15 protein-coding genes are annotated in these 15,526 nt (G+C 39.2%); 11 read left to right on the top strand and 4 right to left on the bottom strand.

What is annotated here, in order from left to right; translation table 11 throughout:
• The first annotated feature begins 34 nt into the window (after positions 1-34).
• The 4 genes from IGI79_RS11405 (at position 35) to IGI79_RS11390 (ending at position 4,686) form a co-directional block, all read left to right on the top strand.
• Entirely contained in the window at positions 35-1,057 is a 1,023-nt protein-coding gene (locus IGI79_RS11405; RefSeq protein ID WP_195273298.1) for a hypothetical protein, read from the top strand.
• Between the two features lie 241 nt (positions 1,058-1,298).
• Positions 1,299-3,071, top strand: a complete 1,773-nt coding sequence (locus IGI79_RS11400; protein WP_195273297.1) for a PTS mannitol-specific transporter subunit IIBC — start codon at positions 1,299-1,301, stop codon at positions 3,069-3,071.
• A gap of 12 nt (positions 3,072-3,083) precedes the next feature.
• Positions 3,084-3,521 carry a PTS sugar transporter subunit IIA gene (locus IGI79_RS11395; protein ID WP_019723779.1) on the top strand — a complete coding sequence of 146 codons (438 nt, stop codon included), beginning with the start codon at positions 3,084-3,086 and terminating at the stop codon, positions 3,519-3,521.
• 13 nt (positions 3,522-3,534) lie between these two features.
• Positions 3,535-4,686: a mannitol-1-phosphate 5-dehydrogenase gene (locus IGI79_RS11390; RefSeq protein WP_071866882.1), complete on the top strand. Its 1,152-nt coding sequence runs from the start codon at positions 3,535-3,537 to the stop codon at positions 4,684-4,686.
• 86 nt (positions 4,687-4,772) lie between these two features.
• Here the strand turns inward: IGI79_RS11390 and IGI79_RS11385 are convergent, their stop codons facing one another.
• From IGI79_RS11385 to IGI79_RS11375, 3 genes are all read right to left on the bottom strand, one after another.
• Entirely contained in the window at positions 4,773-5,474 is a 702-nt protein-coding gene (locus IGI79_RS11385) for a type 1 glutamine amidotransferase (protein ID WP_142433790.1), read from the bottom strand.
• Positions 5,467-6,819: a Mur ligase family protein gene (locus IGI79_RS11380; protein ID WP_195273296.1), complete on the bottom strand. Its 1,353-nt coding sequence runs from the start codon at positions 6,817-6,819 to the stop codon at positions 5,467-5,469. The genes IGI79_RS11385 and IGI79_RS11380 overlap by 8 nt, the downstream gene beginning before the upstream one ends.
• A gap of 199 nt (positions 6,820-7,018) precedes the next feature.
• Positions 7,019-8,419, bottom strand: coding sequence for a TrkH family potassium uptake protein (locus tag IGI79_RS11375; RefSeq protein WP_066025797.1), 1,401 nt, complete (start codon positions 8,417-8,419; stop codon positions 7,019-7,021).
• Between the two features lie 360 nt (positions 8,420-8,779).
• On the opposite strand from IGI79_RS11375, the gene IGI79_RS11370 reads away from it, so the two are divergent.
• The 4 genes from IGI79_RS11370 to IGI79_RS11355 all read left to right on the top strand — a co-directional run bounded on the left by IGI79_RS11370 (position 8,780) and on the right by IGI79_RS11355 (position 12,006).
• The gene (locus tag IGI79_RS11370) at positions 8,780-9,253 is read left to right on the top strand and encodes a hypothetical protein (RefSeq protein ID WP_065097032.1); all 474 of its coding nucleotides are present in this window, start codon (positions 8,780-8,782) and stop codon (positions 9,251-9,253) included.
• Entirely contained in the window at positions 9,250-10,029 is a 780-nt protein-coding gene (locus tag IGI79_RS11365; RefSeq protein ID WP_195273295.1) for a DUF6681 family protein, read from the top strand. The genes IGI79_RS11370 and IGI79_RS11365 overlap by 4 nt, the downstream gene beginning before the upstream one ends.
• Before the next feature lie 205 nt (positions 10,030-10,234).
• Positions 10,235-10,804 carry a signal peptidase I gene (lepB, locus tag IGI79_RS11360; RefSeq protein WP_010736630.1) on the top strand — a complete coding sequence of 190 codons (570 nt, stop codon included), beginning with the start codon at positions 10,235-10,237 and terminating at the stop codon, positions 10,802-10,804.
• A gap of 236 nt (positions 10,805-11,040) precedes the next feature.
• The gene (locus IGI79_RS11355; RefSeq protein ID WP_195273294.1) at positions 11,041-12,006 is read left to right on the top strand and encodes a peptidylprolyl isomerase; all 966 of its coding nucleotides are present in this window, start codon (positions 11,041-11,043) and stop codon (positions 12,004-12,006) included.
• Between the two features lie 173 nt (positions 12,007-12,179).
• On the opposite strand, the gene IGI79_RS11350 is transcribed toward IGI79_RS11355, so the two are convergent.
• A complete protein-coding gene (locus IGI79_RS11350) occupies positions 12,180-12,779 on the bottom strand; it encodes a class I SAM-dependent methyltransferase (protein ID WP_438846004.1) in 600 nt (199 codons plus the stop codon).
• A gap of 178 nt (positions 12,780-12,957) precedes the next feature.
• Between IGI79_RS11350 and IGI79_RS11345 the strand changes: the two genes are divergently transcribed.
• Genes IGI79_RS11345 through prmC form a run of 3 tightly spaced genes read left to right on the top strand, consistent with a single transcriptional unit; the run spans position 12,958 to position 15,447 of the window.
• Positions 12,958-13,542: a thymidine kinase gene (locus IGI79_RS11345; RefSeq protein ID WP_104871678.1), complete on the top strand. Its 585-nt coding sequence runs from the start codon at positions 12,958-12,960 to the stop codon at positions 13,540-13,542.
• Between the two features lie 2 nt (positions 13,543-13,544).
• Positions 13,545-14,618, top strand: coding sequence for a peptide chain release factor 1 (prfA, locus tag IGI79_RS11340; protein ID WP_071866888.1), 1,074 nt, complete (start codon positions 13,545-13,547; stop codon positions 14,616-14,618).
• Entirely contained in the window at positions 14,611-15,447 is an 837-nt protein-coding gene (gene prmC, locus IGI79_RS11335; protein WP_438846003.1) for a peptide chain release factor N(5)-glutamine methyltransferase, read from the top strand. The genes prfA and prmC overlap by 8 nt, the downstream gene beginning before the upstream one ends.
• Positions 15,448-15,526: the final 79 nt, after the last annotated feature.

Here is a 15,526-nt window from a genome sequence, read left to right as displayed (position 1 = left end):
TGGAAGAAACAAAATGAATAAGGGAGGGCAGAGCATGGCGAAAGAAACTGCAATCATCGACCAGATCCATCACTTACAAGTGGAAGAAACCCAATTAGATTTGTTTCAGGCTTTGGAATATTTAGAAACTGAAAACCGCCGCGTCTTGATGGCAAACATACAAGGACATTGTCGCCTACGTATTTATGATCGTAAGGGAGTACTTTTGCTGGAGAAGATTCTACAATTTCCATTAACTGAGGAGATCGAAGAAGTATTAGATTCAGACTGGGAGCAAGTCAAAGAAACAAATAAAACAGAAAAGAAGATGCTTTTCACTAATCCAAGTAATAGGTGGAAAAAGTATCAGTTTGCACGAATTGATTGGAAAAAGATCATCAAGCGATTACTTCTCAGTGGAGTAATCGTTTTTGTTGTTATACAAGGTGCCCGTATATTTGGCGGAAAAAGTCCAAGTGACAAACCAAAGGTAATAGAAGAATCTCAGCACATTTCATGGCAATCATTGATCGAAGCAGGGGCATATGAAGAAGCAGCTGAAGCGTATCCTGCTTTGTATCAACAATTGCTCGATCATTTAGTGGAACAACAGGAATTTTCTTGGGTTGAGAAGCTGAACGAACAAAGGCCGACAGGAGATTCGACGTTCGATCTAGCTTTTTATCAAAAAGATTGGGAAACAGTGATTGTGACCCACGTGGAACAATTAACAGAACAACGCCAAGTCAAGTTGGCAATTGCTTATTTGGAGCTTGAACAAGTACAAGAAGCCATTGTGTTGAATCGCCACTTGAAACATCCAGAGATCACACTAGCCTTGGATCAGTTTTATTTTGAAGAAAGTCTTGATTGGTTGAAAGAAAAAGAAATGGACAAAGCGAAAGAAGAATATGAACGTATTCAAACGGAAGAATTAAAAGCGGTGATGGCAGCTTACATCGAGCAAGCAGCTATTATCTTAGATTTTATTCGCTTCTATGAGGATTCTTCTGACCCTTCTGACAGTGTAAAAATTTGGGAAGAGCGATTGGCTCGTTTGGGGGAATCAGTAGAATGAGAAGAATGCCCGACAGCACAATAATGCTACAGTCTGTTGGATGAGGTTTTTCCAAAATATCCAAAGATAGAAAAAGAGCTATTGTTTCTACGTCTTTAAGAAATGTCAAATACCTTGCATCACTACACCCCTTTTCAAACCTCCATGTTTTGGCACAAATGATCGTGACAAAGTCCGACTATTTATCTCGTTCGTAAGCGGATACAATTTGGTTAAAGAAAGAGATAAAGGAGCGATTGAAGTGGAAGAGACGATACCAAAAAATAAAATTTCATTCAAAGCAAAAGTGCAAAAGTTAGGAAGTACCTTATCTAGTATGGTGATGCCGAATATCGGTGCGTTGATTGCTTGGGGTGTTTTGACAGCATTATTTATTCCAGATGGCTATTTACCAAACGAAGCGTTTGCTACGATGGTCGGCCCAATGTTGACGTATTTAATTCCTTTATTGATTGGCTACACCGGAGGGAAAGTCATCGGTGGTGATCGTGGTTCAGTCGTCGGAGCAATTGCGACGATGGGTGTGATCGTTGGGACAGATATTCCGATGATGTTAGGTGCCATGATCATGGGTCCATTAGGTGGCTTTGCCATCAAGAAATTCGATCAAGTGTTTCAAAAACATATCAAATCAGGGTTTGAGATGTTGGTCAACAATTTTTCTGCAGGATTGATCGGTTTTGCGTTAGCATTGATCGGCTTTTCTGCAATTGGTCCAGTGGTGGATACACTGACGCAAGCAATGGCAACAGGCGTTGAAGCAATTTTAAATGCAAATTTGATTCCATTGACGAGTATTTTTATCGAACCAGCGAAAATCTTGTTTTTGAATAATGCAATCAACCATGGCATTTTGACTCCTTTAGGAACAGAACAAGTGGCTACAGCCGGTCAATCGATCCTGTTCTTGTTGGAAGCCAATCCTGGACCAGGTCTAGGTGTATTGTTAGCTTTCACACTATTTGGCAAAGGCGCGGCAAAATCATCTGCACCGGGTGCAATGATCATCCATTTCTTAGGTGGAATCCATGAAATCTATTTCCCATACGTAATGATGAAACCGTTATTATTCTTATCAGTGATTTTTGGTGGGATGACGGGTAGTTTCGTTTTCCAATTGATGGATGCAGGCTTACGTGCGCCAGCTTCACCGGGTTCGATCATTGCCATTTTAGCAATGGCACCATTGAGTGCTTACTTACCAGTTATTTTAGGGATCGTCGCTGCAACAGCCGTTTCTTTCGGGATCTCTGCAGTCATTCTAAAAGCTGATGCGAAAGAAACCAGTGAAGATTTTGAACAATCAGTCGAAGCGACTCGTCAAGCAAAACAACAAGCGAAAGGAACTGGAACAACTAGTCAAGGACAACCAGCCTTATCAGCGATCAAAAAAATCATTTTCGCCTGTGATGCTGGAATGGGCTCAAGTGCGATGGGTGCTTCCTTGTTAAGAAAAAAAGTCCAAGAGCATCACTTACCTCAACTCGTGACGAATCAAGCCATTAGTCAATTATCTGATGAAGCAGACGTATTGATCGTGACTCAAGTTGAGTTGCAGGAACGAGCAAAACAAAAAGCGCCACATGCTCATTTTGTTGCAGTAGAAAACTTCTTAAATTCACCAAAGTATGATGAGATCATCCAAGCATTAGGAAGTAAGGAAGAAACACAGCTGAGCCAACCAGTCTCTACTACTCCAACAGATGATTTGGATTTATCTGAATTAAAAGATATCAAAGAGATTTTACTTGTTCATGACGATCGTGCAGGATCAGCGACAATGGGATTGTCCTTATTGAAAGATATTTTGAAGAAAAATCAACTGGAGATCCCTCTGAAAAAAATCAATATTGATGAGTTGACGGAGCAACCGAATACACTGATCGTTTCAAGAGAATCCTTGTCTGAGGAAGCACGTTCAGTGGCACCGCATTCACTTCATTTTTCAGTGGCGACGATGGTCAGTCCACAAAAATATGAAACGATTGCTCACTATTTGAAAAAAGTAGCGTAAGGAGGAAATAAAATGTCTGAATTAGCATTTGATATGATCGAGTTGAATAAGGCTTTTGCCACAAAGGAAGAGGCCATCCGATACTGTGGAAGAAAATTAGTGGAAGCCGGTTGTGTCGAAGAACCCTACATTGACGCAATGGTGGAACGTGATGCGATGTTATCCGTTTATATGGGGAATTTTATCGCGATCCCTCATGGAACAGATGAAGCCAAAGCATTCGTAAAAAAATCAGGGATCTGTGTGATCCAAGTGCCAGATGGTGTCAATTTCGGCACTGAACAAGAAGAGAAGATTGCGACAGTCTTGTTTGGTATCGCTGGCGTAGGTGAAGAACATTTGCAATTAGTGCAACAAATCGCTCTTTATTGTAGCGACATGGACAATGTTGTCCAGTTAGCAGATGCACTAAGTAAAGAAGAAGTCACACACAATCTAGCAATTGCCTAAGGAGAGAAGACGAATGAGAGCAGTACACTTTGGTGCCGGAAATATCGGCAGAGGATTTATTGGAGAAGTTTTAGCTGAGAATGGGTTTGACATCACTTTTGTTGATGTCAACGAACAGATCATCGATTCATTAAATGAAAAAGGACGTTATACGATCGAACTAGCTGACGAATCGAAAAAACAACTTATCGTTGAACGCGTTCGCGGATTGAACAACCAAAAACAGCCTGAACAAGTGATCAAAGAAATAGCACAAGCAGATCTTGTGACCACAGCGATTGGTCCCAATATTTTACCATTTATTGCTGAACTGATTGCAAAAGGGATCGAGCAAAGAGAACAAGAGGGCAATCAGCAACCACTAGATATCATCGCTTGTGAAAATATGATTGGTGGCTCTGAGCATCTAAAAATGGAAGTCTATAAATATCTGTCAGATACTCGCTTTGCAGATCAATCGATCGGATTTCCGAATGCAGCGGTGGATCGTATCGTGCCGATGCAACAACATGAAGATCCTTTGTTTGTGCAAGTGGAACCTTTTAAAGAATGGGTCATTGATGATACGCAACGAAAAAATAAAGAGATTTCGTTAAATGGCGTACTATACGTCAAAGATTTGGAACCATATATTGAACGAAAATTATTTAGTGTGAACACAGGACATGCGACTGTAGCTTACACCGGTGCATTATTAGGATATGCAACGATCGATGAGGCAATGCAAGATTCGTTAGTCGTTGCCCAACTAAAATCAGTGCTACAAGAAACAGGAAGCTTACTGGAAGCAAAATGGGGCTTTGATAATAAACAACATGAAGCCTATATTGAGAAAATCATCCAACGTTTCCAAAATAAATATATCTCAGATGCCATCACTCGGGTAGCTCGAACGCCTTTACGTAAGTTAGGCTATCAAGAACGCTTTACTCGTCCGGTTCGGGAATTGCAAGAATACAATTTGACTTGTCCACATTTGACAGCTACGATGGGGATCATTTTCAACTATTATGATCCTGAAGATGAGCAAAGTCGTGAACTGCAAGAGATGAAAGTGCGAGAAAATATGGATCAGTTGATCCAAGAAGTCACAGGTATCCATGATCCGACAACCATCAGTAACATCAAGCAAAACGTGATGCGTTATGCGAAACAAGTGGCTTGATTCTTGATATGATCAATGGAATAAAGAAGTGGATTGTAAAAAAACCTCTAAAAATATCTAAGATATTTTTAGAGGTTTTTCGCTGTTTACTTGATTGGAGCTGCGGCAACTGTTGGTAGATCAAGTTCTTTTCCATAACGTTTCTCTAATGCTAAGCGAACGAGACGCTCCGCTAAATGTTCATTACGTGCTAAGATCGGACCATGGAAATAGGAGCCGTAAACGTTGCGGTAAATGACACCTTCTGATTGATCTTCCCCATTGTTTCCTTGACCTTTAACGATTTTTCCCAGCGGGCGTTCGCCTTCGCCAAGAAATGTGCGACCATTATGATTTTCAAATCCATAATAGGTTTCGTTGAACTCTTCGTTGTGGATCACGATGTCACCGATGAAGCGATTATTCTCTTGGCTTAAGGTGTAATGATCCAACGCACCGATTCCTTGGATTTTTTCACCGTTTGCGCCCATATAATAATGACCAAGTAGTTGGTAACCGCCACAAATCGCAAGTACGACACCATCATTTTCAATATAATGAGTCAATGATTCTTTCTTTTCTTGAATGTCTTTTGAAATGATCATTTGTTCAAAATCTTGACCACCTCCAAAGAAAACTAAGTCATATTTATCTGCCTCAAAGGGTTCATGGATGCTGACGATCTCAGTATGAGAAGTGACCCCCATTTTTTTGGCGATATATTGGAGCATCAAGAGATTGCCATTGTCACCATAAGTATTCATCAGATTCCCATAGAGATGGGCAATGCGTAATTCGTAGTTAGCCACGATTCATGCCTCCTTTGATAAAGCCTTGACTCGCTAATTCTTTTCGTAATTGTAAGACAGCTGTATAGGTCGCTAAAATATAGACATGATCTGTCGGTAGTTGCTTGATTTTCTCAATGACATCAGTCAATTCTTTTGATTGAGTCAATTTATCTTCAGCGATACCCGCTACTTTCAAACGTAGTGCCATATCTGTGTGGCGATCGCCACCAGCAATCACAGCAGGGATCTCCATATCTGCAAAGCGTTCAAATTCTCCGTCCCAGATCCAACTCACATCGATGCCATCTGCGTAGTTCGCATTCAAGAGGGCAACTAGTGAAAATGGATACGGTGCATGTCCCATCATGTCGATGACTTGGTTGATCCCTACAGGATTTTTGACTAGGACTAAGGTACAGGACTTGCCATCGATTTCGATGACTTCTTGACGACCAAATACTTTTTCGTCATACCCTAAGCCTTGTCTGATTTTTTCAGGAACAACACCATAATATTCAGCCACCGCAGTAGCTGCTAAAGCATTATAGACATTGTACATGCCACCAACTTCGATGCCATATTCATTGCCATCAATGACGAAATCAGCTGATTTGTTGTCCATTCGTTTCATTTCTGTCAAACGATAATCCAGTTCTGGACGTTTAAAGTCACAATTTGGACAATAGTATTTACCTAAGTTTGCATAAGTGATCATTTTGTAGTGCAAGATGTGATGACATTTCGGACACAACACACCATCTGTATTGTAGTGGGCCATCTGTTCATGGTCTTCTTCGTGATCAAATCCATAATATCTTCTAGGGTTGACGGTCTCAACTGAATTGAAGATCGGTGAATCGCCATTACTGATGATTGTAGCATCTGGCGATTTTGCGGCACCGTCAACGATCATTTTATACGTGGTATAGATTTCACCGTAACGGTCCATTTGGTCACGGAAAATGTTTGTAAACAAAAATAGTTCAGGTTTGATGTATTCAGTCACTCTACTTAGACTGGCTTCATCGATTTCTAACACCGCAAATTTCTTTTGCCCTTTTCCGGCTTTTGCTTGTAAAAAAGTCGAAACGATTCCTTGGACCATGTTGGCGCCAGTAGGGTTCGTCAAGACTTCATCAAATTGTTTTCGTAAGATATTGACGGTCAAAGCGGTCGTCAATGTTTTTCCATTTGTTCCAGTTACGACGACGACTTGATAGTCTTTTGCTAATGTATCTAAAATATGAGGATCGATCGATAAAGCAAGTTTACCTGGTAAACTTGATCCTCCTTTAAAAAAGGTTTTTAGTCCCCATTGTGCGGTTTTACCAACTGCAATCGCAAATTGACTGCGTATTCCCATTATGTAACCTCCAAAACGTCATAATTACAAATAAATTCAACTAATCATACCATATGTTGAAAAAAAGGTTAAATTGCTTTGTCTTATTTTACAAAAGTTTATACTGTTCGCAAAACAAAAATGAAAGAAGCAAGAAAACGAAAAACGATCGCTTCCTTGCTTCTTACATATCGGTTTTTTATGGTAACGATAGACTAGCTTACCCGATAATGATTTTCTCAGTAGGATATTCATAACCTAAATCTCGTGTTTCTTTTGGCACAAATAACATTAATGTATACAACATCCCGATACGTCCAATAAACATCAACGCACCGATCGTGATTTTACCGACTGTTGATAGATCACCGGTAATTCCTAGCGATAACCCCGTTGTACCAAAAGCAGAAGTCACTTCCACGATGATTGAGATCAGCGGTTGTTTCTCCGTGGCAGATAAAAAAAGAATACAGAAGAAGCACATCCCTAAGGAGAGCATAAAAACGACCACTGATTTTCGGACATCATCTTCATCAATTCGACGACCAAAAATATTAATGTTATCTTCACTTTTCAAAAACGAATAAAGATAAAGGCCAATGATCGCCACAGTCGTGGTCCGTATACCCCCGCCGACAGAACTGGGACTACAACCAATGAACATCAATAAGGAAAAGACGATCAAGGTGGTGATTTGAAAATCTCCTAGATCATGGATCTGTAAACCCGCATTACGAGTTGTCATAGAATAAAACATTGAATTGATCCACTGGACACTAGGATGGAGATCTTTGAACAAGTGATTTTTTTCAAGTAAAAAAATCAAGACAGTCCCGCTGACAAATAAAATGACAAAAGCGAGGACGGCTAGTTTGGTAAACAAAGAGAACCGAAAAGGAATCTTGGCTTTCGTTTTTCGATACAAGCGCCATTCTCGAAACTCCATCAATACCGGAAAACCGATTCCACCAATGAAAATCAGGAACATGATCATAAATAAAAAAGGATAGTCATGTTCAAATGGCTTGATCGACTCACCAGTAATATCGAATCCCGAATTTGTGACCGCGGAAATAGCTTGATAAAATCCATGAAAAACGGCTTCGTGCCAATGATCGAAATAGCCGCGAATATAAAAATAAACGGAGAACAAAGCACCAAATAGCAATTGGAACCAGAGCAATATGACAAAAGTGATCCGAATCAAACGAACGATACCAGATAAACGTGGTTGGTTCATATCTGTCATGATCAATTGTCTTTGACGTAAGGTGATCCGTCGCTTAGAAAAGATAATAAATGCCGTTGAGATCATCATGATCCCTAAACCACCCACTTGAAACAACACTTCGAGTAAAATAATGCCATTGTTATTAAAAATTGCGTGGATGTCAAATGTCGAAAGACCAGTGACACTGATCGTACTGATAGCCATAAAAAGCATGTCAATAAATGAAGCATGACTACCCGGATTTCGGAAAAATGGGATGTAAAACAAGCCCAAAGAAATCATAGTCATTAAAATATAATAAAATACAATAATTTGAATAGAAGAAAAGTGACTAGAAGCATATCTTGCACTACGCCTTCGCCATTTCCGGAAAAAAAGATTCAATTGCACAAATTCGATCCTCCTTGTTAGATGTTTCTTCCAGTATACCGACAATAAAATAAATACACAAAGAAATAATAAAACTAAAATTTACTAGGATTTTAGTTATTGGAAAAGTGTCTTATAATAAAGATGATTTTACGAAAGAACTTGGAGGGAGATCCATGATAAAATGAAGTGTAACAACCAGTCATAGACTGTCTGATTACGACTAAAACAACATTCGAGTAAATCTACACAAAAGTTTCATGAAAAAATAAGAAAAAAATAAGAAATTTATGGTAAAACTAAAGAATACGTGTGAGAAAAACCAATTTTTGCCAAACGGATCAAGACTTCAAGCGGCAACAAGGAAAAGGATGAGAGAATATGCGAAAAGTAGCACCTATATTAAAGCCAATCGCTGTATTGACGATTTCGACGATTGTTGCTACCACAACAGGCATTGTTAATAGTTCTAGCTATCGTGCACCAAGTCGTTCCACAGAGACTACGACGACTTCTACCAATGAAGGAACAGGGCAAACGAATGACACGGTAGAAACAACACCGACGACTGTAGAACAAGACACAACCAATTCTACATACAACCAAAACTCAATACCAGAAAGTTCCGTGGATGAAGGAAATACAGGATATACGACCGATTCGACTAGTCAAAATCAAGGGGACGACAGCGGTTCAAGTACGACGCCAAGTGCCACTACACCAAGCAGTACGACGCCTAATACAACGCCAAGTACTTCTACGCCAAGTGAAGGCAATCTAAATGAAAATAATACACCTACAGAGCAATCCGCTGAAACACAGATGTATAATCAACAGGCAGGTGATGAAGAATGACATTTATATTAGATATCATCAATGGGATACACAAGTTTTTAGGATATTTAGATATCAGTCCTAAATATTTGAACCGAGGCTATACTATATTAAGTGTGATTCCGACCGTTTACCTTTTACGGATTGTTTATGGGTTATGGCAAAATCAAAACTATTTGCAGTTCTTTTTATACGGATTAGGATTTTTAGTTCTTTTATATTTCACTGTTCTAAATGTGTTTTATTACTTTTTTGATAAAAATTCAAAAGCCGATGTGACCCAAGTGATCGTGAAATATCTACCTGATGAAGCATTCAATATTGAAGGAGAAACGGTTCGCGGGAACAACGGAAATATCGACAAAGTCAATACAGAAAAAGCCAATGTTCTATTCGATGAAGACTACCAATTGAAACTAGCAGAGAATATGCGTTATTTGATTGAAAAAGGGGAAATCAAGGTCAATGAACTTGGTCGAATGGACGGTTTCTTGATTGATCGAAATACACTTTATCCCTACTATTATGTGAAAAAAGTCTCCGACAAAACTTATCAATTAAGTATCGGCCGTAATTATTCCAGCATGGAAAAAGTAGGAATCATCAAGGTCGACTCGCCAGAAGATCACATTGAACCCGTAGGCTTATTCCTTGCAGGCGGTGATTTTGTCAAAGATGGTCTTAGATACCATGAACCCTATCGTTTGAAGTTGATCATCAAGAAAAATCAACCAAAAGAACAAGAAGGTGAAGTGACATACAGTCGAAGCCAACGAAGAAAAAAATCAAAAGTGTAGGATAAATCTTCTCCATCAAGTATTTATTTCGCTCTAATATGAAAGATACATGAAGTTCAAAAAAACATTTCTAAAAAAAACGGATTATTCCCAACACGATCCGACACTTATTCTTTCTTTTAATTGATAAAAAATGTAAAATAAAGAATAGCTAACAAATAAATAAAAAATAACATAAAAATGTTTGGTTAATAGGAGGTATAAAGTGAAAAACTTTTTGAAAAATTGGGGAATCTTGATCGTTGTTTTAGCCGCCATCATTTTGGCAAGAGTCTATGTATTTACACCGGTCACAGTCAGTGGTCATTCCATGGACCCTTCGTTACATGATGGGCAACGTTTGATTTCATCTAAAATCTCAGATTTTGACCGCTGGGATATCATTACAACAAAAGAACCTGGGGACGAAGAACGGATGATCGTGAAACGAATCATTGGGATGCCAGGGGATACTGTCAAAATGGAAGATGATCAACTATACATCAATGGGGAAAAGCAAGATGAACCTTACTTAGATGAGTACAAAAAAGAATTTTCAGAAGACAAACTACAAGAGGAATATTCTTATAATTCAGCCTTCCAATCGCAAGCTGAAAATGCTGAAACGTTCACCAGTGATTTTGAATTCACTGTTCCGGAGGGACAATACTTGGTACTGGGCGACAATCGTTTGATCTCAAAAGACAGCCGCATGTTTGGTTTAGTCGATGAAGATTTGATCCAAGGCAAAGTCGTTTTCCGCTATTGGCCGTTGAATAAGATCAATATCATTTAATCGATGATACGTAATGCGATAGCGATATAACTCTAAACAGTAAAGATATACCCTGAAAAAACCTCAACATTCGTTTGGAATGTTCGAGGTTTTTTTGTTATATAAACTACAACAACAAGTGATCAAGTATAATTTTTTTATAAAATCACGTTATTTTCAAAGTTTGTTCATAAAGTAAGGCTAAAGTGAAAGACACATAGATATAAATAACTATTAAAATATATAGGAGTGACAGCATGAAAAAATTCATCTCAATATTAGCTGTATCATCAGGACTGGTTTTGTTTTCTGCATGTTCAACAAATCCGTCAGATCAAGCTGCAGTGACGTATAAAGGCGGTACCATCTCAGAGCAGGAACTAGTGGACCACTTGAAAAAAATCAAGGGCGCGGAGACCGCTGTCCAAGATTTGATCATCTTCCAGATTTTTGAAGAAAATTACGGCGACAAAATTACGGCTGAAGATGTAGATAAAGAATACAACGCTAGCAAAGAAGCACTCGGTGATTCTTTCGATTCGCAACTGAAATTAGCGGGCTATACGACTGAATCCTACAAAGAAGAAATAAAAAGAGGGTTAGCTTACAAAGCAGGTTTACGAGCGAATGTCGAATTGACGGATGAAGATCTTAAAACAGCGTGGGAAAACTTCCATCCAGAAGTAGAGGCACAATTGATCAAAGTAAGTAGCGAAGATGAAGCCAAGGAAATCAAAAAGTCACTCGATGAAGGGGGCGACTTTGCTAAAATCGCCAAAGAAAAATCGACCGATGAAGCGACAAAAGAAAAGGGTGGAGAAATCACCTTTGACTCGCAATCTACAAGTGTGCCAGCAGAAGTCAAACAAGCAGCGTTCAAGCTTAAAAATGAGGAAGTATCTGATGTTATCACAGCGACTAATTCCTCTACGAACGCCACGGAATATTATCTTGTGAAAATGGTCAAACAACAAGAAAAAGGCAATGATATGTCGAAATATAAAGATGAATTAGAAAAAATAGCAACAGAGACAAAAATAGCAGATCCAACATTCCAACAAGAAGCTGTGCGTAATGAATTGAAAAAAGCAAATGTAAAAATCAAAGATGAAGATTTCAAAAACGTATTAAGTGGCTTGATGACGGAACCATCGACAAGTGAAAGTTCGACCGATGCTTCAACTGACGCTTCAACAAACACTTCGACAGATAGTTCAAACTAGTTGATCAATGGAGGAACTAAACACAGAAACAATTATATTTTAGCGACTCTAAGTGTAGTGAGCGTTCTAATCAAATTCAAACTCAATTAAAATTAGCAAAAACCCGAGAATAATTATTTTATTTTCGGGTTTTGCGTATTCATGAAAGGTTTTTTTATAGAAATAGAAAATGCTTATTCTTTGCTTGCTATAGCCAAAAACAAAGAAGCATCTTGTTTCATAAACAAGTTTTTTCCGTGATGGAATGTTTCAATTGAAAGTGGTTTAAATCCAGCAAGCTTCAATTGTTCTCTTAGCTCCTCGTGGTCAAAACCATTATGGACTTTTGGATGCTGGATGTTTTCGTTCTTATCGAAGTCAACGATATAAAGTTTTCCACTTGGATGAAGCATTTGCGAAAGTTGTTTTAAAATGACTTTCGTTTCTGGAATATGCAACAAGACTAAAGATAGTAGAATGATATCGGCTTTCTCTTCTGGCAACGCCATTGTGGCATCCACTTCTACCGTTCGTACATTTGCTTGTTTTGCTTCTTTGATTTTTTTATCAGCCATCGCCAGCATTCCTGCGGCTGAATCCATGATGATCAGTTCTTTAAAACGTGAGGCGAGGGGTAACGTGACGAGACCAGTTCCCCCACCGTAATCGATCAATTTCTGGTCATAAGTCTGTTCGGACAATTCTTTCTCAACAGCTGAACGAATCGTGGTAGCTAATTGGATTCGGTCGGGGGTATCATAATGATTCGCCATTTGGTGGAATATTTCGGACATAAGCGCCCTCCTTTATTTTTCATTCGATTATACCAAAAGAAGCGCGGGTAGTTTATTGTTTTGTAACAAAAATAGCAACATTTTCACTAAGGAAATCTCGCTTCGAAAATTCTCACTGTAAAAATGATTGAAAATCAAGTATAATACCATAGGAACAAACTGGAAGGTGAATGAGGACATGGCACAACTATTTTTTAAGTACGGCGCAATGAACAGCGGCAAGACAATCGAGATTTTAAAAGTCGCACATAATTATGAAGAACAAAACAAACCGGTTGTTTTGATGACCAGCGGAATCGATACAAGAGATGGCGTTGGCGTAGTTTCAAGCAGAATCGGGCTGAAACGTGAAGCAATTCCCATTTTTGAAACGACCGATGTATTTGAAGTCATCCAGCAGATGGAACATCCACCATACTGTGTATTGATCGATGAAGCGCAGTTCTTAACAAAAGAACATGTCTTAGCATTCACGAGAATCGTTGATGAACTCAATATTCCGGTGATGGCATTCGGATTAAAAAATGATTTTAGAAATGAATTATTTGAAGGATCGAAATATTTATTGCTTTATGCAGACAAAATCGAAGAAATGAAAACGATCTGTTGGTTCTGCCATAAGAAAGCAATGATGAATTTACATTATATAGACGGAACACCGGTGTACGAAGGAGATCAAGTCCAAATTGGCGGCAATGAAGCCTATTATCCCGTATGTCGAAAACACTATTTTCATCCATTGATGATCACAGAAGGAGATTAAGCATGTACGATCAATTACAATCAATCGAAGACCGTTACGAAGAGCTTGGGGAACTACTGAGTGACCCAGAAGTGATTTCAGATACGAAACGTTTCATGCAGCTTTCAAAAGAAGAAGCAAGTACACGTGAAACGGTCGAAGTTTATCGTCGTTACAAGGAAGTCGTTCAAGGAATCAAAGATACAGAAGAATTACTCGGCGAAAAGTTAGACGACGAAATGGCAGAGATGGCCAAAGAAGAATTAGCTGATTTGAAAAAAGAAAAAGAAGAACTAGAAGAAAAAATCAAGATTTTATTGCTTCCTAAAGATCCAAACGATGACAAAAACATCATCATGGAAATTCGCGGAGCCGCTGGTGGCGACGAAGCTGCACTTTTTGCGGGAGATCTGTTCTCGATGTATCAACGATATGCAGAAGGTCAAGGCTGGAAAACAGAAGTCTTGGAAGCAAGTGTGACAGGGATCGGTGGCTATAAAGAAGTCATCATGATGATCTCAGGTGAAAATGTCTATTCTAAATTAAAATATGAAAGTGGCGCACATCGGGTCCAACGTGTCCCTTCAACAGAATCTCAAGGGCGTATCCATACTTCAACAGCAACCGTCGTTGTCATGCCTGAAGCAGAAGAAGTAGAAATCGATTTAGCCGACAAAGATATCCGTGTCGATATCTACCATGCTTCTGGAGCCGGTGGACAGCATGTCAATAAGACAGCATCTGCGGTACGTTTGACTCACTTACCCACTGGAATCGTGGTGGCGATGCAAGATGAACGTTCACAATTGAAAAACCGTGAGAAAGCGATGAAAGTCTTACGTGCGCGCGTCTACGACAAGATCCAACAAGAAGCACAAAGCGAATATGATGCGAACCGTAAATCTGCGGTAGGGACTGGGGATCGTTCAGAGCGTATCCGTACGTATAACTTCCCTCAAAATCGCGTGACCGACCACCGTATTGGCTTGACGATCCAAAAATTGGATCAGATTCTAGCAGGAAAACTAGATGAGATCGTCGACGCATTGATCGTGTACGACCAAACATCTAAGTTGGAAGAGATGCAAAATGGATAAAACCTATCGAGAAGTCCTCACACGGGCTTCTTCTTTTTTAGAAGAACAAGGAGTAGAAGGGTATAATATCCAGTTTGTCTTTCTTGAACGAAAGCAGTGGACGAAATTGGATTGGCTCATGCGAATGAATGAACCTATCACCGCCGAGGATCAAGCCATGATCGATGCAGATATGCAACGACTAGTACAACATTATCCGCCCCATTATTTATTAGGTTACGCTGAATTTTTTGATCACCGCTTGAAAGTCACAGAAGCAACCTTGATTCCTCGGCCAGAAACCGAAGAATTAGTCGCACTATGTTTGGCAGAAACAAGCGAAGAAACCTTAAATGTCGTGGATATTGGTACAGGAACAGGGGCAATCGCCATCAGCTTGAAAGCCGCTAGAAAAAATTGGCGGGTCTCAGCAATTGATTTATCTTTAGAAGCACTAGCTGTTGCTAGGGAAAATGCAGAATATGAACAAACGACGATCAACTTTTATCATGGAGATACGTTGGAACCTGTCATGGATCAAACTTTTGATGTCATTATTTCTAATCCCCCTTATATCAGTCGAGCAGAATGGTCGGTGATGGATCAAAGCGTACGGACCTATGAGCCGAAGATGGCTTTGTTTGCTGAAGAAGATGGTTTAGCGATCTATCAGAAAATCGCAAAGGAAGCTTCACAACTATTAGCTAGCGATGGACAACTTTTTTTAGAGATTGGTTTCCAACAAGGAGCAGCTGTCAAAGCAATCATGGAGCAAGCCTTTCCGACAAAAAAAGTACGGATCAAAAAAGATATGGCAGGCAATGATCGAATGATTTTTGTTACCAATTAGTTTGTGGATGAAAAAATTTTTTTCTGTTTTTTTATAATAAAAAAACACTGATTTGATAAGGATGAAAACGAATATTTTA

The organism is Enterococcus sp. AZ084 (assembly GCF_051714905.1).
GTDB lineage: Bacteria > Bacillota > Bacilli > Lactobacillales > Enterococcaceae > Enterococcus_B > Enterococcus_B pernyi.
The sequence above is the reverse complement of the archived record's forward strand: the minus strand, read 5'-3'. Positions and strand labels throughout refer to the sequence as shown.